At 72.5% G+C, this 24559-nt stretch carries 15 protein-coding genes; all 15 read right to left on the reverse strand.

What is annotated here, in order from left to right; genetic code table 11:
* Positions 1–226: hypothetical protein (locus ACOJUJ_RS05530; RefSeq protein ID WP_420125854.1), on the reverse strand; the 226-nt coding region annotated here is incomplete at its 3' end.
* Between the two features lie 85 nt (positions 227–311).
* A complete protein-coding gene (locus ACOJUJ_RS05535; RefSeq protein ID WP_420125855.1) occupies positions 312–2762 on the reverse strand; it encodes a hypothetical protein in 2451 nt (816 codons plus the stop codon).
* 16 nt (positions 2763–2778) lie between these two features.
* Positions 2779–6576 (reverse strand): hypothetical protein, encoded by a 3798-nt coding sequence (locus tag ACOJUJ_RS05540; protein WP_420125856.1) that lies wholly within the window; start codon positions 6574–6576, stop codon positions 2779–2781.
* Positions 6573–9743 (reverse strand): phage tail protein, encoded by a 3171-nt coding sequence (locus ACOJUJ_RS05545; protein WP_420125857.1) that lies wholly within the window; start codon positions 9741–9743, stop codon positions 6573–6575. Before ACOJUJ_RS05545 ends, ACOJUJ_RS05540 begins: the two co-directional genes overlap by 4 nt.
* Before the next feature lie 10 nt (positions 9744–9753).
* Positions 9754–12060, reverse strand: a complete 2307-nt coding sequence (locus ACOJUJ_RS05550; protein WP_420125858.1) for a baseplate J/gp47 family protein — start codon at positions 12058–12060, stop codon at positions 9754–9756.
* 13 nt (positions 12061–12073) lie between these two features.
* Entirely contained in the window at positions 12074–12466 is a 393-nt protein-coding gene (locus tag ACOJUJ_RS05555; protein WP_420125859.1) for a GPW/gp25 family protein, read from the reverse strand.
* A 3-nt stretch (positions 12467–12469) separates the two neighbouring features.
* Complete coding sequence (locus tag ACOJUJ_RS05560; protein ID WP_420125860.1) at positions 12470–14251, reverse strand: hypothetical protein; 1782 nt, start codon at positions 14249–14251, stop codon at positions 12470–12472.
* Positions 14248–14967 (reverse strand): phage baseplate assembly protein V, encoded by a 720-nt coding sequence (locus ACOJUJ_RS05565; protein WP_420125861.1) that lies wholly within the window; start codon positions 14965–14967, stop codon positions 14248–14250. The genes ACOJUJ_RS05560 and ACOJUJ_RS05565 overlap by 4 nt, the downstream gene beginning before the upstream one ends.
* Positions 14964–16052: a phage late control D family protein gene (locus ACOJUJ_RS05570; protein WP_420125862.1), complete on the reverse strand. Its 1089-nt coding sequence runs from the start codon at positions 16050–16052 to the stop codon at positions 14964–14966. Before ACOJUJ_RS05570 ends, ACOJUJ_RS05565 begins: the two co-directional genes overlap by 4 nt.
* A 7-nt stretch (positions 16053–16059) precedes the next feature.
* The gene (locus ACOJUJ_RS05575; protein ID WP_420125863.1) at positions 16060–16221 is read right to left on the reverse strand and encodes a hypothetical protein; all 162 of its coding nucleotides are present in this window, start codon (positions 16219–16221) and stop codon (positions 16060–16062) included.
* A gap of 7 nt (positions 16222–16228) precedes the next feature.
* Positions 16229–17194, reverse strand: coding sequence for a peptidoglycan-binding protein (locus ACOJUJ_RS05580; RefSeq protein ID WP_420125864.1), 966 nt, complete (start codon positions 17192–17194; stop codon positions 16229–16231).
* Between the two features lie 19 nt (positions 17195–17213).
* Entirely contained in the window at positions 17214–17714 is a 501-nt protein-coding gene (locus tag ACOJUJ_RS05585; RefSeq protein ID WP_420125865.1) for a phage tail protein, read from the reverse strand.
* 1 nt (position 17715) lies between these two features.
* Complete coding sequence (locus ACOJUJ_RS05590) at positions 17716–22014, reverse strand: hypothetical protein (protein ID WP_420125866.1); 4299 nt, start codon at positions 22012–22014, stop codon at positions 17716–17718.
* A 22-nt stretch (positions 22015–22036) separates the two neighbouring features.
* On the reverse strand, positions 22037–22495 hold the full coding sequence (locus ACOJUJ_RS05595; RefSeq protein ID WP_420125867.1) for a phage tail protein: 459 nt from the start codon (positions 22493–22495) through the stop codon (positions 22037–22039).
* Positions 22496–22653: 158 nt separating this feature from the next.
* Positions 22654–24552, reverse strand: coding sequence for a phage tail sheath family protein (locus tag ACOJUJ_RS05600; RefSeq protein ID WP_420125868.1), 1899 nt, complete (start codon positions 24550–24552; stop codon positions 22654–22656).
* Between the last annotated feature and the right edge of the window lie 7 nt (positions 24553–24559).

Raw genomic sequence — 24559 nt, forward strand, 5'->3', positions numbered from 1 at the left:
GGGCGGCGCCGCGCCAGGCGTCCGCCAGCGCGGAGCGGACGGCGCGCTCCCACTCCGGAGGCGGGCGCACGTCGCCCGGCCGGGGCGCCAGGCGCCCCGGCGCGGAGAGCGCGCGTACCACCAGCACGGACGACGGCGGCAGCCCCGGCGGCTCCAGCTCCGCCGCGGACAGCAGCCGCCGCACCTGCGCCCGCCGCGCCGCGCCCGCCGGCGCGTGCGTGCTCACGGCCGCGCGCGCGGACGGTGCCCCGCGGGGGGCGCCGCCGCGTCACGGCGGGAGCGGGAACGGTCCTTCATCGTCCCCCTCCCGCTCAAAAGTAGTAGTACCACCAGTAGGCAATGCGCTGGACCGAGAACGTAAAGTCGCGCACCTGCTCCTGGCCCGCGGGCACGCTCTGGCCCTGGCGCGTCACGCGGATGCGCACCAGCCCGTCCTGGGCCGTGGAGTCCGCGTAGTTGTTGGAGAGCACCACCCGCGGCGTGAGCGTGGTCTGCCCCGTCACGGTGTAGCTGACCTCCCCCGCCGGCGTCTCGTTGGTCTTCTGCAGTTTGACGCTCCACCCGGTGAGCGGGACCTCGGCGCCGGCGCTGGTCACGAAGTCCACCCTGACCCTGTAGGTGGCCGCCATGTCCACCGCCACGTTCGCCAGCACCTGCGCCGGGTAGAACGGCGACACGCTCACCCGGTCGCGGTTGGCGTTGAGCGCGCTGGGCGGATTGGCCGTGACCAGCGCGATGGACGTGACGTGCAGGTCGGGCGTGTTGCTGGGCAGGTGCACGCCAAACTCCAGCTCGCGCGACGACCCCGTGACCGTTCCCGCCGAACCGATCAGCTCCAGCGTGAACTTTTTGGTGGCCACGACGGCGGCCGGGATCTCCATCCGCACGAACACGCTGCGCTCTTCGCCGGGGTTCAGCAGCACGCCGGTGATGGGCTTGCTGGTGTCGGCCGCGGCGGCGGGCAGCAGCCGGGGGCTCCACGACGGCTCCGACGTCTGCAGGGTGAGCCCCACCGTGGCCTGCTGCGCGGTGCGGTTGCGCACGGTAAAGCGAAAGGTCGCCGCCTCCCCCGGCAGCGGCTCGGCGGGCGTCACCTGCACGAACTCCACGTCGACGTCGCCCCTGGTGGGGGCGCTGGCGGGAAGCACCTTGAGCGGCCGGAAGGCCGAGGTGCTGCGGTTGCTCACCACCAGCAGCGCCGGCCGCCCCGCCTCGGGAAGGTCGGGGAGCGCGGGGAGCTGAAACGCCAGCCGGGTGTCGGTGGCGTCGATGGACAGCCGGGGCACCGGCGTGCCGTCCACCAGCACCTGGTGGGCGTTCTGCGACGCCTCGAAGTTCTTGCCCGTGACCACCACCGGCTCGCCCACGTGCACGATGGGAATGCCGGTGCCCTCCTCCGTCTGCTTTGCCCAGGTGGTGATGCTGGTGATGCGAACCGGGCTCAGCTCCAGGTCCGGCTCCAGCGGGTAGCTGGTGAACAGGACGGAGGGCGCCGTTCCCGCCGGCCGCGGACCGGTGACCGTGTAGAGCCAGATGCGCTCCGTCGTCGCCGACAGGTCCACCGGCGGATGCTCCAGCGCCTCGCGCAGCAGCGCGGGGATGCGCGCCGGGGCCAGGTCCTCCGGCCCGTTCACCCGCAGCGCCGGAAAGAACTGCCCCGCGTCGAACCCGGCCGTTCCGGCGGTGCCGTGCAGCGGAAGGACGCCGGCCGGGGGGAGGTACAGGAACCAGTCCGACGCCCGCACCTGCGCCGACGCCAGCGCCGGCTTGTCCGCCAGGAACGACGCCGCGTGCTCGCGAAACTGCATGAACGCCGCGATCCCGTCCGCCGACGGCAGGTCGCCCGCCAGCGACAGCGGGTCCGGCTCCACCCGCGGCACCGGCGTGCGGCGCACCGCCCAGCCGTCCACCCACTCCAGCTGGCGGCGGGTGACGAACAGCAGCGCGATGGGCAGGTCGCACCCCGCTAGCGCCCCCGCGCTGCGCAGCGCCTCCAGCGGCGCGTCGGGAAGGGTGGGCCCCGACGGCGCGGGCGTGGCCAGCGAGGCCACCCGCGCCGGTGCCACGTCGTGCCCGGCGATCCAGTACGCCACGCCGTTGCGCAGCCGGCTGAGCGCCTTGTCCAGCTCCAGCCCCACGGACAGGTCGTTGCCGCGCCACTTTTCCACCAGCGTGGCGATCGTCCCCGTGAGCTCCGTCAGCCGGCGCGCCAGCGGGGCTTCGGCGCTGCCGGCGGGAAGGGGCAGGGGGATCAGCGAGAACGCCGCGCCCGACTCGGCGTACTTGGCGCCGCAGCGGGTGCCCAGCCCCTCCTGCGACAGGTCCACCGTGGGCACCTGGTCGCGGCTGAGCCCCTGGGCGGGGCGCGCGGCCAGGATGTAGAAGCCGGGGTTGGTGATCTGCGCGATCACCGCCGGGCGGTCGTCGCACAGGGCGAACAACCCCGCCCGCGGGTCCACCTGCGGCTGCGCGGGAAGCAGGCGCAGCTGCACGTCGCGCGGCAGCGCCACCGGGTCGCCGTCGCGGTTGAAGCCCAATCCGGCGGTAATGCGCACGGTAGGGGCGGGAAGCTCGCGGGTGTCCAGGCTTACCTCCAGACCCTGCACCACGCCCTCGCCCACCGCGCCCGCCAGCCCGCGGTGCCGGTCGCGCACCGCGTCCTGCTCGCGGCGCAGGTCCTCGGCCGTGAGCAGGCGGCCGTTGAAAAAGTTGGTGATGCGGACGCCGTCCTCCACCACCGGCTGCAGCAGCTCGGTTGCCATCGTCCAAGCTCTCCGGTTAGGGCTTCTTGGGGGTGCGGACGGCCGTCTTCTTGACCGGCGCCGTTGCCGCCGCCGGCGCGGTCCCGGCCGACGTCGCCGCCGCCGATTCCTTGCTGGTGGCGGTGTCCGTCTTGCGCAGGCTTTCGTTGGAGAAGCGGCCGGACTCCGGCGCCTGCCGCCGGTAGGCGCTCACCTCCAGGTGCAGCTCGGCCCAGTTGTCGCCCACCACGCCGGGAAGGCGGATGCGCAGCTCGTCGGGAAAGTCCGGGTTGTTCGCCAGCAGCACGGGGCTGTCCTGCGCCGTCCCCTTGACGATGTAGACGAAGTTGCGGACGTCGAACGGGTACCCGGTGAGCAGCCACACCTGGTCGCCCAGCGGCTTGAGGATCAGTCCGCCGTACGGCGCCGCGAGCGGGATGGCGTCGCCCGGCGAGTTGCGCACCTCGAAGGTCCCCGCCGCCACGATTCCGTACGCCCCCGACGGTGCCTCAACCACGTGGCCGGGCACCCACTCCACCAGCCGGCCCAGCCGCGGATCCGTCCTCATGAACAGCACCTGCCGCTCCCCGCGGCCGGGGCCGATGGGCGCGCCCATCAGCCCGCGCACGTCGGGCGAGGGATAGGTGCCGTCCAGGTCGCCGCCCGCGGGGCCCGTGGGCAGCCCGGCCGGATGGGCCGGCATCCACGCCGAGCCGTTGAACATCAGCACCTGCCCCTGCGCCGGCTGCGCCGCGTCCAGCGTCTGCCCCTGCAGCCGGCCGATGGAGGGCCCGGGATAGGTGCCCGCCAGGTCGCCGCTCGCGGTGCCCGAGGGCAGGCCGCCGCCGCTGCCGCCGCCCGAGGGCGGGGTGGCCGCCACCCACGCGGAGCCGTTGAAGGTGAGCACCTGGTTGGCGGCCGGGCTCCCCGCGTCCACCGGCTGCCCCTGCAGCTTCGCGATCGTGGTGTGGGGCGCGTCGCCCGCCAGGTCGCCCGTCTGCGGATCGAATCCCACCGACGCCGGCACCCACGCCGAGCCGTTCCAGGTGAGCGCCTGGCCGTTGTCCGGGTTCTGCGCGTCGAGCGCGTTCCCCTGCAGCCGGGCGACCGTGGGGTTGGGCGCGGTTCCCGACAGGTCGCCGTCCTCCGAGAACTCCACCGCCGCCGGCACCCACGAGGTCCCGTCGAACGAAAGGAACTGGCCCGGCTCCGGCCCCTGCGCCGCCAGCGGATGCCCCTGCAGCTTGGCGATCGTGGTGTCCGGCGCGTCGCCGGTCAGGTCGCTGGCCTCCGAAAAGCCGACGGTGCCCGGGACCCAGGAGGTTCCATCGAACGAGAGAAGCTGGCCCGCACCCGGGCTCTCCGCGGCCACCGGGTTGCCCTGCAGCCTGGCGATGGTGGTGCCGGGCGCGTCGCCCGTCAGGTCGCTGGTTTCCGCGTCGAACGCGACCGCCGCCGGCACCCACGACGTGCCGTTGAAGGTGAGCACCTGGTGCTGGTCGGGATCGCCCGCGGTGACGGTGTTCCCCTGCAGCTTCGCGATCGTGGTGGTGGGCGCATCGCCGGTTAGGTCGCTCTCCGCCGGATCGAACGCCACGGCCGCCGGCACCCAGGCGCGGCCGTTGAAGGTGAGCACCTGGTGCTGCTCGGGATCGCCCGCGGTGACCGTGTTGCCCTGCAGCCGGGCGATCCGGGTGTTGGGGGCCGCGCCCTCCAGGTCGCTTCCCTCCGCGTTGAAGGCGACCGCCGCGGGCACCCATGCGCTGCCGTTGAAGGTGAGCACCTCGAACTGCAGCGGGGTGGGCGCGGTGAGCGTCCTGCCCTGCAGCTTCGCGATGGTGGTGTTGGGCGCATCACCCTTCAGGTCGCTTACGACCGGATCGAACGCGACCGGCGCGGGCACCCACGACGTGCCGTTGAAGGTGAGCACCTGGTGCTGCTGCGGGTTGGGCGCGGTGACCGTCTTGCCCTGCAGCTTCGCCACCGTGCTCCGGGGGTAGCGGCCCGCCAGGTCGTTCTCCCCGTCGTCCAGGAACGCGGGCGCCCACTTGACCCCGTCAAAGCGCAGGTAGTGCTCCTTGTCGCTGGGGCGCGTGGTGGAAACCGGCGTCCGCTGGATCTTGGCGACGATGGGGAGCTTGTACTCGCCCGCCAGGTCGCCGCCCTGCAGTCGGTTGTAGACGATGAACGCGGAGAGCGTCCACCCGTAGCGGTCCAGGTACTCGCCCGAGGGGCCGCGCAGCTCGTCGGCGACGGACCGCGGCGGCTGCAGGCGGTCGGCGCCGGCGGGCGTCCACTCGCCGTAGCCGGTTTCGCGGTCGATGGGGTCCTCGTCGCCCATCTCCTCGTCGGTCTCTTCGCCGGGCCCACGCTCCGCGGACGCCTCGACCTCGAGCTTGTCCTTGTCCTCGCCCTCGCCCGTGCCGGTCAGCCGCTCGGCGACGTCCACCACGCGCGCGATGGCGTCCTTTACCCGCCGCGGCACGGGCGTGCGGACCAGCTCCGCCTTCCCCTGCGCGAACTCCGGCTCCGGCGGCGCCTCGACCAGCTCGATCAGCTCGGTGTCGAAGCGGATCTCCACCACGTCGCCGTCGCGCATCTCGTTGGTGAGCACCACGTCCCACACGTTGCGCACGTCGGCCCACACCATGGTGGAGATGCGGTCCGCGGGGAGCGGCACGTCGTTCAGCACCACGGTGATGGCGTCGCGCGGCACGTCCAGCCACGCGTCGTGGTGCACCCACATGCGGATGCGGCGGGGACCCAGGATCTGGAGCGTGGCCCAGCTGTCCACGTCGGGCCGGCCTTCCTCGCCGCCGGTGGCGATCAGCCACTCCTGCAGCAGCCGGGTGTGCAGCAGGTACGGGCGCCGGTCCTCCATGGGCCGCACCGCCGTCTCCGGCGTGGTGCCGGCCTGCACCGCCCACAGCGCGGTGACCGGCAGGTCGTACTCCGCCAGCAGCACGCAGCACTGGTCCTCGTTGCAGGCGCCCGGGTCTTCCTGCCCGCGGATCGCCGGGCGCACCTCCGTCACCCACACGCGAAACGCCTCGCGCAGGATGTCGGGGGCGGTGGGGGCGGGAAGGAGGATCGGGTCGTCCGTGGCCTCCGGAGGGCTGGCCAGCTCGCGCTCGTCGGCGGCGGTGGCCAGGGCGCGCACGCCGCGCAGCAGCTCGCCGCGGCCGTGATCGTCCAGCAGCGGGTCGGTGGTGCTCTGCACCCGCGCCAGCAGCTCGCCAAAGGCGCGCACCGCCTGCTCCTCCGGGTGGTGCAGGCGGTAGACGTCCAACCCGTGGGGGTTCACCCGCAGCGGCGCGTTCCACGGCGCGTCGTCGCGCAGCATGAGCTTGAGCTCAAAGCTTTCGCGGATGCGCGACGGCTGCATGGCGTCGTCCTGGCTGCGGCAGGGCTCGCCGGGGACCGGGACGGTGTCGGTGGGGCACTCGCGGTGGCACAGGACCACCGCCACCGGGATCGGCCGCGAGGGCGTGTTGCCGTACAGGTCGCGCAGGGCCTCCTGGTGGCGGTCCAGCCACCGGTTCACCTTGACGCACATGCGGTCGGGGACGTGGATCTCGCGGCCGGCGGGGTCAACCGCCACGCCGGCGTCCACCTGGATCTCCGGGTCCGCGCCCTGGGTGACGGGGCCCACCGCCAGCCCCGACACGGTGCCGTAGCCGTGCAGCAGGCGGTTGTGGCCCCGCCGCCCGGCGGCGTGGTACAGCTGGTCCTGCTGAAACTCGTCAACCCCCAGCACCAGGCCCAGCGTGTAGTTGACGCGCTTGGAGGGGTCGGTCTGGAGCGGCCCGGCCGCGGGCGATGCCTGTGCGATCATGTCCACCTCTGTGATGTTCCGCCTGTTTGGGGCGCAGGAGCCACCGGGTCCCGCCCGACGACCAGCCGCCCGCGTACGTTCCAGGGCTCCGTCCAACCCAGGTAGCTTCCCGCCAGCTCGCCGCGGTCCAGCACCAGCGCGGTAAACCGGCTTCCCTGGCCCAGCAGGGTGTCGCGTCCCAGCCGCGCCTCGCCCACGCGGAAGGCGGCCCAGTACAGGCGCGTTTCCACGATGGTGTGGGCGGGCTTTTCCAGGAGGGCGATGCGGCGCGCCAGCTCGCGGCGCTGCCGCTGCTTTTCGCGGTCCTCGCCCGGGCCCACGGGCACCAGCACCGTGAACCGGTGCGCCGCGCGGCGCATGGGGACGACCGTGGAGACGAAGGTGATCCAGTCGGCCAGCGCCGTCCCCTGCTCGGGGAGGGCGGTGGGATAGGGAACGGCCAGGAACGAGGTGTATCCCTTGCCCCGCTGCAGCCCCCAGGCGCGGGACAGGTCCCCCGGCTGCCCGTAGCGGCGGGCCAGAAAGTCCCGCCAGTTGGCCAGGTCGCCCGCGTTGTCGGGGACGGCGTAGGTAAAGCCCAGCCCCTCGCACAGAAAGCGCGTCCAGTCCGCCGCCTTGGCGGCGTTGCGCGGCGTGGTGGCCGGCATCCGCAGCCGCGGATCGGCGAACGAATCGTAGTCCTCGTCCTCCACCACCACGGCGGCGGTGGGGATCTCCATCTCGAACCCGGCGCCCAGCTGCGAGCCGATCTTGATGCTCGCCGCCCCGTCCGCCGTCACCGTGATGGCGTTCGCCCTCCGTTTCGCCGCGCCGGACGCCTTGCCCGTCGCCGCCGCCGGCGGGGTGATCCCCCACGCTTCCTTGAGCGCCTTGATGCTGGCGTAGCGCGCCGCCAGCCACTCGCGCCAGCGGGTGTGCAGCGGCTCCGTGCCCTGCGCCGGCGTCCACTGCAGCGCCGTCGTCGTCGTGCCCGGGCCCGCGAGTCCGCCCACGTCGCCGTAGGCCACGCCCGGCGCGCCGCGGGTAAGGAACTGCTCCACCACGCGGACGGTGAAGCGCGCGTTCGCCGCCTCCGTGGGCCCGGTGCTGGTGGACCATCCGCCGCCGCATCCGCATCCGCAGTCCTTCTTCGCCACGGCGGTGGACGGGGTCGATGAGGTCGACGGCGCGGGGGAGGGGACGACGAGCGTCGTGGTCCCCTCGGGATCGAACAGGTGCGGATCCACGCAGTCTTCCAGCGCCAGCCGCAGGGCGCGGATCAGCCCGTCGCGCGTGCCGCGGCTGACGAACATCTCCATGGCGTGGGAGAGGAAGTGCCGCTTCTTCGCCTCGCTCCAGCTGGCGTCCAGCGCGGCGCCCATCCATCCCGCCAGCCACTCCAGGAACTCCGGCGGCACGGTGCCGGGATCAAAGAGCATCTGCGCGTTGGCGATGCGGTCTTCGATCGTCGTAAATCCGCCCTCGATCCCGGCCAGGTAGCGGTCCAGGAACGATGCGGACGCGGCGTCCTCGCGGTACGCGGCGGGCAGGTACTCGCGCAGGTAGCTGAAGCGCGGGTAGTAGGCGCGAAGGGAGCGGATGCGCGGCGTGATGCGCCCGTTGCCCCGCAGCGTCACCCGCAGCTGCAGCCAGCGGCCGACGGCGTGCTGAAAGAGCAGCTCCCACGTCCCCGTCTGCCCTTCCGGCCCGCCGGGCGCCGTGCGGGTAAAGGGGAGCTCGGAGCCGTTGCCGCGCAGGTAGGGCATGGGCTCCGCCACCCACTCCAGCGCGTCCAGCTGCTCCAGCTCGTCCGCCGCGCGGCTCTCGATGAGCACCGACGACTCCGGCGGAATGCAGGCGTCCAGGAACAGGCGGTGCCACACGCACCCCGGCTCGCGCCCGTCGTAGGCGTACAGCGGCCGGCTGCCGGGGACGGACGGCCCGCCCATCCGCACGGGAAGGTTCAGCACCGCCGCGCGGGCAAAGTTGGGGCGCGGGTACTCCAGCAGGGACACCCAGCTGTCACCGCTGTCGTAGTGCGCCTCGCCGCCCTGCGTGACCAGCGCCCGCCCGCCAAAGCGGCGCATGGGAAAGAAGCGCGGGTCGAACCTGGCCTGCAGCTCGTCCGTCGGGCCGGAGAGGGTGAACGCAAAGGCCTGGTTGCCGTCCGGCGTGACGATGTAGACCTGCCCGCTGATGGAGTCGCCCGAGCACCCCGCCCCGGGGACGTACGCCATCTCGTGCCCGCGCGGCAGCTCGTCGCGCACGTTGCGGTCGGCGATCTCGTCGAACAGCCGCCGCCGCCAGGTGCCGCCCTCCGCCAGGGTAAAGCGGTACAGGATGGGGCTGACGGTGTCGTCGCCCAGCACCAGCACGCTGCCGTCGCACAGCACCGCGACGGAGACCGGGTTCTGCGTGGCGGAGATGTCGATGGCGGCGGCCGGCGTCACCGGCCCCTCCCAGAACTCCGTCGCATTCGGATCCGGCGCCCGCGGATCGGCGGGTGTGAAGTCCGGCGGATCGTCCGGCAGGGGCGAGGGGCGGGCTTCGCGGACGCGGAACAGGCGGTCCAGCAGCCACACCCGCGCGTGGTCGCGGTCCAGCACGCACACGCCCCCGTCCGCCGTGGCGCGGATGTCCCACGCGGAGAGCGGCACCGCCGCCGGCCAGCGCAGCGCCACCGGCGGGCCCCCCGCGGCCAAGTCCCAGACGATCAGCCCCGACTCGTCCGGGGCGCCGGCCACCAGGTAGTGCTCGCTGGTCACCGCCAGCCCGCGCAGCCGCGGCGGCGGGGGAGGGGGCGGCGGCGCGACGGGCTCAAAGTCGCCCGCGGACGGCGGGGGCGGCGACGGCTCGGCGGCCGGGTGCGGCCAGAACGGCACCGGCTCGGCGCCGCCGGGCGTGCGCGCCAGGATGGAGCGGCCGTCCGGGCCGATGGAGTACCAGTGGCCAAAGCGGTCACGCCCCGCGCCCCGCCGGTCGTCGTCCGTGGGCGGGCGCTCCTGCTTGCGCGGGGGAAAGGTCACCGCCAGGCGGGTAAGCCCCACCGTGGCCGTGTCGTCGTCCCACTCCGCGCAGGGGTAGTCCGGCCGCTCCCCTTTCTCGTCGGGAAGGCAGGTCGGCCAGGGCTGGGGGAACCAGTCGTCCTTGCCCAGCACCAGGTGAAACCGGGTTCCGTTCGCGTCCACGGGCGCCTCCTCAGCAGCTCCGCGGGATCACCGGCACCGGCCGGCGCCTGCGACCCGCCGCGCCGCCCGATCCCGCCGCGCCGCCGGCGCCCGCGCCGGAGCGGATCACGTCCGTCAGGTCTTCCGCGTCGCCCGCGCGCACGGAGATGTTGTCCAGCCGCGGCAGGCGCAGGCCGGAGAGGGGGAGCGACTGGATCGACGCGCCGGACCCGTCCCACATCCGCACCGCGCGCACGCTGCTCACGCCGGGTACGCGCGCCACCTGCGCCCACAGCTCGCGGTCTTCCACCGCCGTCTCCAGCGGCCACCCGCGGGGCGCCGCCGTCTCGAACGGGTTCACCCGCACGGGATGCCCTCCGACGAGGGGGGAGAGGAAGCGCCGCAGCGCCGCCTTCACCTCTTCGCGCACCGCCGCGATGTCGCTCCCCGCGATGGGGTCGAAGCCCACGGAGATGGAGAGCGGCACGTAGTCCGGGCCGCGGAGGTGCACCTCCGTCGTCAGCAGGCGGCGCGGCTCCAGGTAGCGGCAGACGGCCTGGAGGAAGAGGCGGTCCGGGACCGGCCCTTCCGGACGGAGCGGGTCGTCCGGGATCAGCAGCAGCGTGATGACGCCGGGCGCGGGCGAGCCGATCTCCGGGTGGTAGCTGGCCATCACCTCCATCCGCCCCAGCGCGATCCCCGGCGTCTGGGGGACGATCTCGCGAAAGTCCTCTTCGCTCACCGCGCGGTCCTGGTGCTTCAGGTGCAGCGGGATGCGGCGCTCCGCCTCCGTTACGCTCTCGCCGTCGTCGCCGCCCCAGGTGGGGACGGGGTTGGAGGGCTTGAAGCCGGCGGGAAGGCGCGGCGCCGTCTTGATGGCCCCCACGCCCACGTTCCCCGCCTTGCCGCCGCCGTACGCGTACGCGGCCACGATCGGCGCGCCGGGCGGCGGCCGCATCCCCGCGTACCCGGTCCCGAAGCGCACCACCCCGCTCTCGCGGTCCACCGCGTACACGCGCGGGTCGCCGGCCGCGGGCGCCGCGGCGCCGGGGGGAAGCGAGGGGTCGCGCACCGGCACCTCCGGCGGCGACGACAGCAGGTCGTCCACCCGCGTCCAGATCTCTCCCCCAACGGTCAGGACGACGGAGTCGGGGAGGACGGGCGTGTTGGGCAGGGTGAGCGACTGATCCGGCTCCCCCGTCCCCGTCCCCACGCGCAGCCCGGGGACGGGAACGCGCTGCGACAGGCGCACGGCGTTGATCCCCGCCCAGCTGAAGCGCGCCTCCCACCCTTTCGACGCCTCGCCCTCGTTTCCCGCCTCGTCCAGGCGGATGCGGATCCAGCAGAGGACGCGCGCGGCCAGGTTCTCGTCGTCCAGCGCCGGGGGCAGCTCGCCCACGCCGTCTTCCATGGGATCCAGGTCGTCCCAGGGCGCGAAGCCCTCCGCCTGCGGGAGGGTGAGCTGGACCAGGGTCAGGTTCTCCAGCGCGTCGTCGTCCGCGGCGGCGTCCAGCCGCAGGTAGACGGGGGTGTCGCCGCTGAAGCGACCGGTAGAGATGTCGAACGAGAGCGTGGGCAGCTGGCGGGGCGGGGCGCCGCCGGGGCGCAGCACGCGCTGCTTGCCGTCCCACGCGGGGACGAAGCCCAGCGTCAGCGTCTTTCCCGCGATCGCCGCGCGCACCACGTCGCGCGGGTCCACGGGCGGGCTGCCCTGGCCGCCGGCGTTCATGTCCGACGGCCGCACCAGCAGCGCCAGCCAGAGCGCGCGGTCCACCGCGTCGCCGGTCAGGCTTACCGCGCCGATGCGCGCGCCGTTGACGGGCGGATCGAACGGCGTGGTCCGGTAGAAGTCCAGCGCCGCCGCGTCTTCGTCGCCATCGCCGTACAGCTGCGTGTAGATGCGCTGCGCCGTCTGCTCTTCCGTCCCCGGCAGCAGCGGCGCGCGGTAGAACACGCGCCCCTCCACCGGCAGCACGTCCAGCGCGTTGCGCGTGACAAAGCCCACCGGGCCGGAGAACAATTGCAGCTCGCGCGGCAGGGTGACCGTCTCCAGCGGCCCGCGCTCGTTGGCGATGGCGGCCACGCCGGTGGCCGCCGCGGGCGGGCGCAGGGGGATCCCCAGCAGCTCCAGGAACTTGAGCCGGTTGCGCTCGGGGATCAGGTTGGCGCGGTACAGCAGGCTGTCCGTCATAAAGGCGAACAGCTGCAGCAGCGTAACGCCGGGGTCGGCGTCGTTGAAGTTGGTCCACTCCGGGTTGTGCACCGGGATGCGGGCCAGCGCCTCGTTCAGGATCCGCGGGTAGTCGCGGTCGTCGATCCTGGGGATGGTCAGGGGCATGATGTCGTTCGCTTCAGCTGGACAGCTGCACGCGCACCGCCACCTGCTCCGAGGCGCGGTTGGCGACCAGCTGGTAGCGGATCGTGGCGATGGCCGACTGCGGGTCGTCCGGATCTTCTTCCACGCTCACCGCCTGCAGGGCGATGCGCGGCTCCCACTGGCGAAGCGCTTCCTCGATGCGCTCCTGCACCCGGCGGCGGGTGCCCACGGTGTTGGGCTCGAACAGAAAGCGCCCGGCGCCGCCGCCAAAGCCGGGCAGCTGCAGCCGCTCGCCCGGCTCGGTAAGCAGGATCACGCGGATCATCTCGCGGATGTTGTCCGGGCCGGCCGACACGGCCACGCGGCCGTCGGGCCCCAGGCGCATGGGGAACGAGATCCCCGATCCAAACACGGTGTCACGGGCCATCTCTCACCCCCTCTTCGGTACCGGGAAGCAGATCTTGAACAGCGGGATCCACCAGAACACGATGTTCAGCAGCGCCACCAGGATCATCAGCAGGATGAGCGCGCAGATGGTGATGATGGGGATGCTGAACGAGCAGATGACGCCGAACTTGATCCCCGAGTCCTCGTCGCCCACCTCGCCGTCCACCAGCTTTTTGAGGTTGCTGGCGCGGCTCATCTGCCGCCGCAGCTGGTCGCTGAGCATAAAGGCGACGTTGCGGTTGTACTTGCGCAGCGTGGCCGGGCTGGTGTCCACCGGCAGCGCCACGCGAAGGTGCCGCGCCGGCGCGTCGGGCTCGAAGAACGAGGTGAGCTGAAAGCGCTCCGAGCGGTCGCTTACCAGCGGCGGCTGGCGGCGGCCGCAGTGGGGGCGCAGGTACACGCAGCGCACCACGAACCAGTCGTCGCCCTGCACGCTGGCCGGGCGGCGCGCGGGGAGCTGCTCGGCCAGCACCGCGGGCACCAGCGCCAGCCCGGCCGCCGCCAGCGCGTCCATCACCAGCTTCTTCAGCCGGCGCACGCCCAGCCCCCCGGGGAGCTCGCTCGGCTCCAGCTCCCACGGCGGCCCGATGCGGTCGCCGATCAGCTTGATCAGCGCCGCCTCGTCGTCCTTCGGCGTGCCGGCCGGCGGCGGGGCGGGGAGGGCGGGAAACTGGCGCGGATCGCCGATCAGCACCCGGCGCACGTAGCCGGCGGGAAGCCCGTCCGGCGCGGCCAGCGTCTCGATCTTCGTGCGGAAGGCCAGCGCGTGGCGGATGGACTGAACCAGGTCCGCGCGGTTGCCCAGCGCGCGGTCGGTCACCCGCACGGCGGCCAGGGCGTCGTACAGCGCCTTCTGCGCGGGGACCAGCGTGGACGCGCCGCGGGTGCCGGCCAGCGCCTCGGCCAGGCGCGGAAGCTCGGCCTCGCACCAGGCGTACAGGTCGATCAGCAGCAGCGCGCTGGACTGCTCCACGCTGTCGAGCGCGAACCGCCGCCGGTCCTCGTCCGCCTCGCCCGGCAGCGTGCGCCGCTGCGTGTCGTACCACTCCTTCATCTCCGTCCACGGATCCAGCACGGAGCGCTGAAAGTCGATGACGCGCGGATCGTCCAGACTGCCGGCGGCGGGGCGGGGGGGCTGGGCCTGCGCGGAAAGCTCCGCCCCGTTGGCGTACGTCTCGCGCCGCGAGGCGGGGATCAGCCCGGCAAAGACGCGGCGCCGCATGGGCGTGTTGCGCAGCCCGCCCGCCCCCGCGAAGGTGCTGGCGAACATGGGGATGCGCTCTTCGTCCGCGGCCAGCCCCGTGCCGTCCGCCCGCACCCACCCCTTGCTTCCGTCCGTGCGCTGCACCCACGCCCACTCGCCCGTTTCCGTCTCGATCCCCTTGGCGTTCTTCACCGTGGTGATGCGGCGCAGCACGAAGGCGACGGCTTCTTCCTTGGCCGTATCCACCGTGTGCTCCGGGAGGCCGGGGACGCGGCAGGCGAGGGAGGTGGCGACCAGGTAGAAGCGGCCGTGGACGGGCTGGTACAGGCGCAGCGGGTCCTTGGACACGGGGCCGTCCAGCCCCACGGCGGGCTTGCGCCACGTCTCCGGCCGGGCCACGAAGCCGCGCAGCCCCTTCGGCTCGGTTTCCAGCACCGCCTGGTACTGGTCGATGAAGTCGTCGCCGGCGAAGCGGAGCAGCGCGGGGGCGCGGAAGCGCGCGGGCGCGGCCACCAGGTCGTCCCACAGCGGGGACGGGGCGAAGAAGCGTACCTGGCTCACCAGATGTTCCCCGCGCCGGGGGTGTAGCTGGCGCTGACCACGGAGTTGGTGATCAGCGTGTCGCACTGCACCACGCCGCTGAACTGGCTCATCCCCGCGCTCACCTTCACCATGCTGGCCGTCACCTCCACGGTGGCGCCGGCGGTCACCGTCACCTTGGCCGCGGCGGTGATGGTGATGCCCGACGCCTCCATCTTGAGCGAGTTGCCGTTCGAATCCACGACCTCCACCTGCCCGGGCCCGTCCTTGAGCGTCACCTTCTGCCCGCCGGGGGTTTCCAGGATCAGCGTTTCCTGGCCGTCGTGGTCGTCCATCGTCACCTGCACGCCGTTGCGGCTGCGCAGCTTCTTGATGTAGTTCTGCCCGCCGCCGTCCATGGTCGCGGGCGGCGTGTCCTGCCCGTTCCACATGGCGCCCACCACGCAGGGAAAGCGCGGGTCGCCGCCCACGAACACCAGCAGCACCTCGTCGTTCACGTCGGGGACGAACCAGCTGCCGCGGTTGTTCCCCGCCATCATGGTCGCCAGCCGCGCCCAGGCCTCGTACTTCGATCCCCCGCCGTCGGGCGACCAGGGCAGCTCCACCTTCACGCGCCCCTGGCCGTCCGGGTCCGCCACGTCCGTGACCAGGGCCGGGTAGGCGCCGTAGAACAGGCCGCCCCAGCCGCGGGGGACGCGCGCCTCGTGCACCTCGAGCATGAACGGGTCGGCGATCACGCGGCCCTCCCCAGCGCCGGGCGCTCCACCGAGAAGAGGGTGCGGAAGCCGTTGCCCAAGTCAAAGGTGTGGCGCACCCGGGTGACGGTGTACTTGCCCTCGAACAGCGGCCCCACCTGCTTCAATTCCAGCTCGGCGCCCACGCGGAGCCGCGCGTCGCCCTCCGCCACGCCGTTGCCCAGGACAAAGCGCCGCGCCGCGCGGGCAAAGTGCGCCTCGGCCAGGGCGCGGGCCTCGTCCTCGTTCACGGGAAGGTCGTGCACCACCTGCTGCTTTCGCGCGCCGAACGCCTGCCGCAGGATGTCGCTGCCGCTGGTCCCCCCGTTCAGCTCGCCCTGGACCACGGAGGCGGTCGCTTCGGGGTGCACCCCCTGCTTGCTGGACACGTCCCAGCCGGAGACGGTAAAGCCGGTGGACTGGTGGGCCAGGTCGGCCGAGACGGCCAGCTCGTGCAGTCCCTGGCCGTAGGTCAGGGAAAGCGAGCCGGCGCCGCGGCCGGTGCGCGGGCGGGCCTTGAGGGTGTCGCCCTCGATCCACAGCTCCGCCCCGGCGGCCTGGGCGCGCTCGCGGGCCAGCGCCAGGTCGCTCTGGTTCACCTGCGCGATCACCCGGTGCGTGGGCCCGCTCACGTTCACGTCGGCCGCAAGGCTGTGCGCCTGCGCCACCTGGCGGATGACGTCGGCGTCGCTGGCGTTTTCGAAGGTCCGGGTGCGGCGGGTCATCCGCAGGTCCTGCAGCCGGTCTTCGGCCAGCACCAGCAACTCGGGGGGGCGGTTCCCCACGAAGCGCCCTTCCAGCCCCGTGATGCGGCCCTCGAAGATCGGTCCGCGCCCGTCGCCGGCGCCCATCTCGACCCTGATCTTCTTGCCGAAGTCCAGGGTGCGGCGGTCGAAGTACAGGTAGCCCAGGGAGCCGTCCTTGTTGCCCCAGTTGGAAAAGGTCATCTCGCAGCGGTACAGCCCGGCCGTGGTTTCTTCCACCAGCAGCGACTGCAGCTGCTCGGGGAGCGCGGCTTCGTCGCGCCCCTCCACCAGGATGCGGGGGCGTGACGGGTACAGGCTGGGTGCGGATCCCGCGTCTGGCATCGGTCTCTCAGTGGGCGAACAGGCGCAGCTCGTTGCGGGCGCGGCGCTCCAGCAGCTCCGCGATCTCCAGCGGCGTCAGGGGCGGCGGCGTCTCGCGCGGGGTGCCGCCCGGCATGGGCTCGGTGTCGGGCTCGGTCGATACCTGGATCTCGTTGATCACCACGGGCATGGGCGGTCTACCGGCTGGGGCCCAGCGGGCCGGTGAAGCGCAGCGACGACGACGCGGAAAGCCCCGACGAGCCGGATCCCGATCCCTCCACGCGGATCGATCCCGACGCGGAAGCGGCTACGGACGGGGCGGTCGATCCGGACATGCCGCCGCCGATCGACACGCCGGACGCGGCGCCCATCGTGGCCGCGGTCCCCCCGGTAAGGCCCAGCGAGGCCGCGCCGGAACCGGAAAGCGAGCCGGACACGTTCAGCAGCGCGCCCGGCGACATGCGCCGCGGGTTCTCGATCCCGTTGGCGATGGCCACCGCCTTCCAGTCGCTCACCCCCCCGGCGGCGGCCATCCCCTGCACGGTGTCGCCGGACTTGGCCATCGACAGCGGCTGCGTCCCCGCGGCGGGCCCGCCCCCGGCGCCCGGCGTCCCGGCGGCGGCGGCCGCGGCGGCGGCCGGGTCCGGCTTGTGGAAGTCGAAGTTCAGGTCCTGCTTGGAAAGCGACAGGGTGACGCCGGCGCGGAGCGGCTTGCCGTCCTCGCTGAACAGGTCCAGCGTCTCCTCCATGGAGTCCACCGTCCCCTTGAACAGAAAGGTGCCCCACTGAAACTGCACCCCCGGCGGCGCGAAGCCCGAGCCGTCCTTGAGCTTTTGCGGGGACATGAAGTACGCGACCTCCTTGGTGAGGTTGCGCACGTCGCCTTCGGGATCGGCGCCGCCGGCGCGGGGCAGCGTTACGTCAAACCACAGCTCCAGCGAAAGCTTGGTGGTGCCCTGGCCCGCGAACTGGGTGGGGCTGCCGCCGGACTGGTTGCCCCCCGCGTTCTGGTTGCTGAACGACAGCTTGAGCGTCTGGGGGTTGAACTGGACCTTGACGATCTTTTCGGGTCCGTTCTGCCCCTTGATGGTCAGCGCGTTGTTGGGTCCCCCCGGCCACATCTCGGTAAGGGTGGCCTTTTCCAGCTTGCCGGTGATGGGCATTGGATCTCTATCCCTCTCGTCACCCGGTGACCGGCTGGCCGCCCAGCAGCAGCTGCAGCGACTCGTAGGCGATCTGCATCTCTTCCACGGCGATCTGCCCGTCCTTGGCGTTCAGCGGGCTTCCCTTGAGCTTGACGGGAAGGCAGCCGCCCAGCCGGTAGCGCAGCTGCTCGGTGGCGCCGTCGGCGGCCATCATCACCACCTCGGCGCTGCCGCGCAGGCCGCCGCCGCCGGGGGCGCTCACCCGCTCGAACCACTTCCACAGGTCCACGTTGGCCGTCATCCCCCGCTTGAGGGTGAGCTGGCCGTAGCTCACCGGTCCGGCCATGTGCACGGGGCTGGCGTTGCGGCCGCCCTCGCGGATGGTCTTGGGCTCCATGCTCATCTCCAGCCCGTCGGCTTCGCTGAAGGCGGCCATCGCCAGCTCCCCGCTGATCCCGCCCACCTGCACCTCCACCAGGAAGTTGAAGGCGGTGAACGGGTGGGCCACCGGGTCGGCGGGATCGAACGGTCCGGGCACGCTACCCCTCCTGCACGGTAAGGCCGGCGCCGGTCTGCACCAGGCGCACGGTGAGAAACGCCATGGGCCGGCTGGGCGCCACCCGCAGCTCCACCACGAAGCGGCCCTGGTCCACCAGCCCCGGCGGGTTGACGGTGTCGTCGGTCACCACGCGGTACGCCTCGGCGTGGCTGCCGCCGGCGAAGGCGCCGCGGACGAACAGCATCCCCATCAGCCCGTCCCACTGCCGCTGCACCTTGCGGCGGAAGGCGGCGTTGTTGGGCTCGAACACCCAGGTGTTGCCGTCGCGCACCACCAGCCGGCGCAGCAGGATCAGCAGCCGCCGCACGCCCACGCCGCGCAGCTCGGGGTCGTCGGAGAGCGTTTCCTCGCTCCACGCCATGAAGCCGCGGGGGAACGGCGCGATCACGTTCACCTTGTTCCCCAGGAACGTGGCCCGGGCGGATTCCGGCAGTTTGGGATCGAGGATGGCGACGCCGTCGACCGGCTGGTTGGCGGGCGCGGCCCAGGCGCCCACCAGGTTGGCGCGGGTGGCCATGATGCCCACGGTGGCGCCGTCGGGCGGGATGGCGCGCAGCGGGGCGGCGCCGCCCGCGGTGGTCAGCACCGGCGCGGCGTACGCGGCCAGCGCCTGCTGCCCCTGCTGCTGCGGCGCGTTGAAGCCGCCGGCCAGCGGCAGGGTGGCCGCCTCCTGCTGCGCGGATCCGGCCGACGCGCCGGGGCCGGGCGCGCGCACCACCGTCCACGGGTGGTAGAGCGCGCCAAAGCTGAGGGTGCGCGCGCCCAGGTCGCCCACCTCCTGGCTTCCGCCCAGCGCGGCGGTCAGCACCCGCGCGTGGGCCAGCGCCTGGGGCTCGCGGTAGTGCCGCGGCAGCGCCAGCACGGCAAAGCAGTCCGACCGGGCGGCGCAGAACCGCAGCATGGCCACGTGCAGCGCGTACAGGTGCTGCGGGTTGGCGGCGGACGGGGCCAGCGTTTCCCAGCGGCTGGGCTGCTGCGCCGCGTACCGCACCGAGGCGGACCACGGGCTTTCCTCCAGCAGGTGGGGCGGCACCCCGTCCTCCGGATCGGCGTCGCGCTGCAGGCGGGCGGCGGCGCGGAAGTACACGGTGCCGTTCAGCGGCCGCCACAGCTCCGCCTCCTTTAGCGGCCCCTCGTAGACCAGCTCGGGGATGCCGAACGCCGGCTCGGGGGACGATTCCACCCGGTACCACAGCGAGTATCCCTTGCGGCGGGCCCTTTCCTCCGCGTCCAGCTCTTCCCCCGCCGGCTCCCAGCGCACGATCAGGCGCTCGCCCTGCGCGCTTACGTCCACGTGGGGGGCGCGCAGCGGCCTGGTGCCGCACACGTCGAACAGGTCCTCGGGGATGTCGATCAGCGCGGCGGCCGACCACGGGCTAAGCCCCTGCTCCGTGCGCGCGCGGACGCGGAAGTACAGCCGCTCGGGGCAGGGCTGCGGGCGCACCACGGTGGTGTGCGTTCCCGCGCCGGTGGCGTCGGTGACGGTCTCGGTCGCGCGCACGCCAGTGCGAAAGCGCGGGTCGGGCGAGTCCTGCAGGGTGTAGCCTCGCGCGCCGCCCACGGGGCTCCACTCCACCCGGATGTGCCCCTCCGCGTCGCGCCGCGGATTGAAGATGACCAGGTACGGCGCGCCCGGTGCGTCGGGCGGCAGCTCGATGGCGTTCAGCGACCACCCGGTGTGCACCGCGTCGGGGACGGCCAGCAGCGACACCTCGTCCACGGGGAGCAGCGCGTGCATGCGCACCGGCGGCTGCGGCGGCTGAAAGACGTAGGCGTTCTGAAAGGCGCGGGTCAGCAGCGTCTCGGCGGTCTCGTTCCGCAGCCAGGGGTCCAGGAACAGGTCGGCGGAGAAGGTGGCCAGCCCGTCGCGCTCCAGCGCGGAGGCGCCGGAGTGGTAGGCGCCCTGGTAGAACTCGTCCCGCAGCACCCCCGGCACGCCCAGCGGCAGGTAGATTTCCGGCGCCTCGCCCGGCACGCCCTCGTCGTCATGGTGGACGTAGTCCTGGGGATCGTCCTGCCCGTGGCCATGGCCGTGGTGGTCGTGGCCGTACCCGTGTCCCTGGCCGTGCTGGTGGTGGCCCTGGCCCTGGCCCGTGTCATGGCCGCCGGTGCCCGCGTCAGCCGTCAGCGCCTGCAGCTCGGACGGCTGCGTGGCGCTGAACGCGTCGGAGCCGGGCGCGGCCAGCTGAAAGCGGCGCAGCGCCAGCTCGGTGAACAGCGCGTCGTTGGTCGTCTGCGTAAGCTGCTCGGTGGGGGCAAAGAGCACGTCGTCCGGCGGCAGCTTGCCCAGAAAGCGCGGGTGCCGCGGCACCAGCCCCACGTTGGGCAGGCGCACCTCGGAGCCGTCTGCGCGGCGCGTCCACAGCTCCACGTTCACCAGCGCGCCCACGCTGCGGCGGCCCCGCAGCCTGGCCCACGCCAGGTCGTGGTGCATGGTGCGCCACGCCTGCCGGATCACCGCGATGCGCTGGCCGTTCTCGTACTTCACCTCGTCCACCAGCAGGTACGCGCGCCTGCCGTACAGGCTGGGCGCCGGGGTGGTGCCGGTTCCCCCGGACTGCGGCGCGCCCTGGCCGGAGCCGCCCTGGCCGGAGCCCTGACCGGAGTTGCCCTGGCCGGGGTTGCCTCCGCCCGAGTTCCCCTGACCGGAGTTGCCGTGGCCGGAGTTGCCCTCGCCGGAATTTCCCCCGCCGGAGTTCCCACCGCCCGAGTTGCCTTGGCCGGAGTTGCCCTCGCCGGAATTTCCCCCGCCCGAGTTCTCTCCGCCGGACTTGCCCTCGCCGGAATTGCCTCCGCCGGAGTTCCCACCGCCGGAGTTCCCACCGCCCGAGTTCCCACCGCCCGAGTTGCCTTGGCCGGAGTTTCCCTCGCCGGAGTTGCCGCCGCCCTGACCGGAGCCCTGTCCCTCGCTGGACCCGGATCCGCTGCCAGTTCCTTCGCCGGAACCAGATCCACCGGAGCCCGACTCTTCGCCGGAACCGGATCCGCTACCGGAGCCGGACCCAGATCCACTTCCGGAGCCCTGTTCTTCACCCGATCCGCTTCCGGAGCCCGATCCTTCACTCGAACCGGTGCCTGAGCCGGAGTCACTACCCGAGCCCGATCCCTCGCCGGACCCGGGACCCTCGCCGGAACCAGATCCGCTTCCCGAGCCCGAGCCGCTACCGGAGCCCTGGCCGGAGCCGGAACCCTGTCCGGGATTGCCGCCCTGGCCCGATCCACCGACGGAGCCCTGGCCGGAGCCGGGTTCCTTCTCATCGCCGCCACCCTTGCCGCCGCCCTTTCCGGGCGCGATGCCCTGATCGGAATCGTCCGGGACCAGCGCATCGGGGTCGATCGGCTCGATGCTGGCGACGGGCGGGACCCAGAGGGAAGGCAGGCCGTCGTCGCCGGGCTTCTTGTCCTTGGGATCGGCGGGCGGGGCCATGAAGGCGTGCACGCCGCCCAGCGCGTCGTCCAGGATCACGCGGATCCAGCAGCCGGGCTGCAGCGCGTCGGACTTGCCGGGGATCAGGGGGATCTCCAGCGCGCCGTTGTCCCCCTGCCGCCACTTGACCGGCGGCGTGAGAAGCGGAATCTCGTCGGGGCCGGCCAGGAACACGGCGTCGTGCGCAAAGGGCAGCTGCGCCGGGGTGAGCGCGCGAAAGAACCAGGCGTCGGCAAACAGCCGCACCCGGGCTGCCTCGCGCTCTTCGAACGTAGAGTCGCGCGCGGGCAGCGCCGTCTGCGGCGGAAAGAAGCCCACCACGCGGTCGTCCGGCCACTCGATGCGCAGCAGGTCGGGGCTGTCGGCCGCCAGCACGATGCCGTTGTTCCGCTCCGTGCCCCCGGCGACGAGCGTGGCGTTCAGCGTGGCGTTGAGCGACATGCCGTCCGCCCAGCTGCCCGGCGACGAGGCCAGCAGGTAGGCCGGCCACAGCGTGCGCCCCAGCCCGTGCAGCATCCCCGGGATGCGGAACGACGACGTTTCCAGCCCCGAGTCGCCCGCCACCCGCACGATCCAGCACCGCCGCCCGCCGTTGCGAAAGAACTCGCGAACGGCGGGCGCCAGGTGCGCGTGCACGGTCTCGCCGCGCTGCGCGTCCCAGGCGATCGGCAGGTCGGGGCCAAACACCTGGCGAAAGCGCACCTCGTCGTCCACCGCCACGGGCACGCCCACCGGCCCCGTGCTGGCAAAGCCGACGAACGCGGCCACGTCCATCCGCGGCAGCTCGGCGTCTGCCGGGGGACGGGCGGTCTCAAAGCGCAGGCCGGGAAGGCGGGGCGCGGAGATGGGCATGATGGCGGGCGGCGCGCGCGGGTTATTCCAGGTCGATGCGCTCGGACGCCAGCACCAGCTCCTCGATGGCCACGTCCGTTCCCTTGCCGCTCAGCGAGGGGCCGGTGTACTTGGTGGGCCGGGCGTTGGTGAGCTTCCACGCCTGCACCGCGCCGTTGTGCGACTCGTCCCACAGCTCGACGGTCACGGTGCGCAGCGCCGTCTGGCTGCCGTTGCGCACTTCGTTGATCCATCCCCACAGCGTGCCCGGGTCGCCGATCACGCCGCGCTTAAGCGTAACGTCGGGGACCTTGAAGGTGCCGGTCACCTTCATGGGGCCGTTGGTCTTGAAGTTGCCGCCGCGGTACTCCGCCACGGTGATCTCAAGCCCCAGCCCCGAGACCTCCTGAAACGCCGCCTTGGTGCTGGCCGCGTCGGGCCCGCCCTCGATCACCACCCGGAAGTTGAACTGGCCGTACGGCCTGTCGCGCTCCACCGCCATCGGATCCTCCTGGAAAGTACGAAAGTACGAGAGTACGAGAGTACGACGTGCTTGATCGCGTTAGTGCGTTAGTGCGTTAGTGCGTCAGTGCGTGAGTGCGTCCGTACTTTCGTACCTCGTACTTTCGTACTTTCGTACTCACGCACGTCCGTTCGCCCCTACTGCCGCGCCTCGGCCGTCCACTGGCCGATGCGGAAGATCACGAACTCCGCGGGGCGCACCGGTGCCACGCCGATCAGGCACACCAGGCGGCCGTTGTCGATGTCGTTCTGCGTCATGGTGCTGCGGTCGCACTTGACGAAGTAGGCGCCCTCCGGCTTGTCGCCCATCAGGTGCGCCTGGCTCCACTCGCTGAACAGAAAGTCCTCGATGGTGCGGCGGATGTTGGCCCACAGCGGCTCGTTGTTGTTCTCGAACACGGCCCACTGCGTGCCGCGCTCGATGGAGCGCTCCAGGTAGGCGAAGTAGCGGCGCAGGTTCACGTACTTCCACTCGGGGTCGCTGCTGGCCGTGCGGGCGCCCCACAGCCGGTTGCCGCGGCCCTCGAAGAAGCGGAAGCAGTTGATGCCCTCGGGGTTCAGCACGTCCTGCTGGCCCTTGTTGAGCATCACCTCAAAGCCCAGCGCCCCGCGCACCACCTCGTTGGCGGGCGCCTTGTGCACGCCCTTTTCCACGTCGTTGCGGGCGTAGATGCCGCTCACGAAGCCGCTGGGCGGCAGCAGGATCTCTTCGCCCGTGACCTGGTCCAGCACCTCCACCCACGGGTAGTAGAAGGCCGCCCACGCGCTGTCGAGCTGCGCCCGCTGCGCGCGCACGTCGGCCAGCGACTGCCCGTCGGCGCTGTCCAGCACGGCGATGCGGTAGCGCATCTTTTCCGCGTGGCTGATGAGGGCGTTGGAGACCGTCTGCACCCGCGTGGCGTCGGCGGCGCCGGCGTTGCCGCCCGCCGAGTAGCCGGGCGCCGCCACGATGGAGATGTCGGCGATGTCTTCCAGCGACTTGAGGCCCGTCTTGGCGCTGGGGTCGCTGGGGTCCTCGCTGCCGATGTAGTCCGCCGCGCTGGGCTGCACCCCGTCCGAGCCCGCATCCAGCGTAAGCTCGATCCCCTTGCCGCTGTCCGCCGCCAGGTTCCCCGCCGCCGACGCGCCCACCGCCGAGATCAGCAGCCCCGCCAGCTCCACCCCGCTGCGCCCACCGGCGTCCAGGATCACCGGGATGCGCAGCTCGCGGGTGCGCGAGGCCAGGTCGGCGCCGAACATCACCGGCAGCGAGTTACGCCCGTCTTCCGAAAAGCCCAGGTTCTCCCAGCTTTCCTCGCGCACCGTGCGCCCGGTGCGGTCCACGTGCTTTACGCTCAGCGTCACGCTTACCACGTGCACCCGGTCGGAAACGGCCGGGTCGCCCACGTACAGCGACTGCAGCTCCCACGTGACGTTGCCGGCGCCCACCAGCCGCCAGTTGGCGCGGCCCTGGCTGTCGAAGTAGCGCTCGGCGGTGAACAGGTTGCCGCCGGCGGGCGTGCCCCCCGCGGGCGACCCCGCGTCCGACACCCACACCACGTCGCCCGGGTTCACCCCGCGCAGCACGCGAAAGTCGGCGCCCTCCTGCGCCAGCACGTTGCCGCCCACCCGCAGCGTAAGCGTGACCCGCGCCGCGCCGGCCTGGCCGGGAAAGCGGGCCATCACCGTCATCCCGGTGTTCCCCACGTCGGCCGTGGCGCGGCCGTACGTGCCGGTGTCGGCGTTGTCGGGGTAGCCAAAGATGCGCGACACGTAAACCCGGCTGCCGCCGTTGTCGAAGAAGTTGAAGACGCCCTGAGCCAGGTAGTTGTGCGTGCGGACGGTGCCGCCGCCCCCGTTGTCGAACTCCAGCCGGTCCATCCCGCCAAACACCCGCTCGAACTCGGCGAACGAGGTGATCAGGGTGGGCGGGCCGTCCACGGGGCCGTAGCGCGCCGGCCCCACGAAGCCGGCGGTGCTGGTGCTCACGCCCTCGATGCTCTTGGCGCGGAAGCTCGTTTCCTCGACGTATACGCCGGGGGCCAGGTATTCGGGCATCTTCAGT

The organism is Longimicrobium sp., assembly GCF_048594345.1.
In the GTDB taxonomy this organism is placed as follows: domain Bacteria; phylum Gemmatimonadota; class Gemmatimonadetes; order Longimicrobiales; family Longimicrobiaceae; genus Longimicrobium.

Coding starts and splice junctions, on each gene's coding strand:
- ACOJUJ_RS05540 (WP_420125856.1), bottom strand. CDS start 6,576: ATGATCGCACAGGCATCGCCCGCGGCCGGGCCGCTCCAGACCGACCCC.
- ACOJUJ_RS05575 (WP_420125863.1), bottom strand. CDS start 16,221: ATGCCCGTGGTGATCAACGAGATCCAGGTATCGACCGAGCCCGACACC.
- ACOJUJ_RS05600 (WP_420125868.1), bottom strand. CDS start 24,552: ATGCCCGAATACCTGGCCCCCGGCGTATACGTCGAGGAAACGAGCTTC.
- ACOJUJ_RS05590 (WP_420125866.1), bottom strand. CDS start 22,014: ATGCCCATCTCCGCGCCCCGCCTTCCCGGCCTGCGCTTTGAGACCGCC.
- ACOJUJ_RS05555 (WP_420125859.1), bottom strand. CDS start 12,466: ATGGCCCGTGACACCGTGTTTGGATCGGGGATCTCGTTCCCCATGCGC.
- ACOJUJ_RS05595 (WP_420125867.1), bottom strand. CDS start 22,495: ATGGCGGTGGAGCGCGACAGGCCGTACGGCCAGTTCAACTTCCGGGTG.
- ACOJUJ_RS05535 (WP_420125855.1), bottom strand. CDS start 2,762: ATGGCAACCGAGCTGCTGCAGCCGGTGGTGGAGGACGGCGTCCGCATC.
- ACOJUJ_RS05550 (WP_420125858.1), bottom strand. CDS start 12,060: ATGCCCCTGACCATCCCCAGGATCGACGACCGCGACTACCCGCGGATC.
- ACOJUJ_RS05580 (WP_420125864.1), bottom strand. CDS start 17,194: ATGCCCATCACCGGCAAGCTGGAAAAGGCCACCCTTACCGAGATGTGG.
- ACOJUJ_RS05570 (WP_420125862.1), bottom strand. CDS start 16,052: ATGCCAGACGCGGGATCCGCACCCAGCCTGTACCCGTCACGCCCCCGC.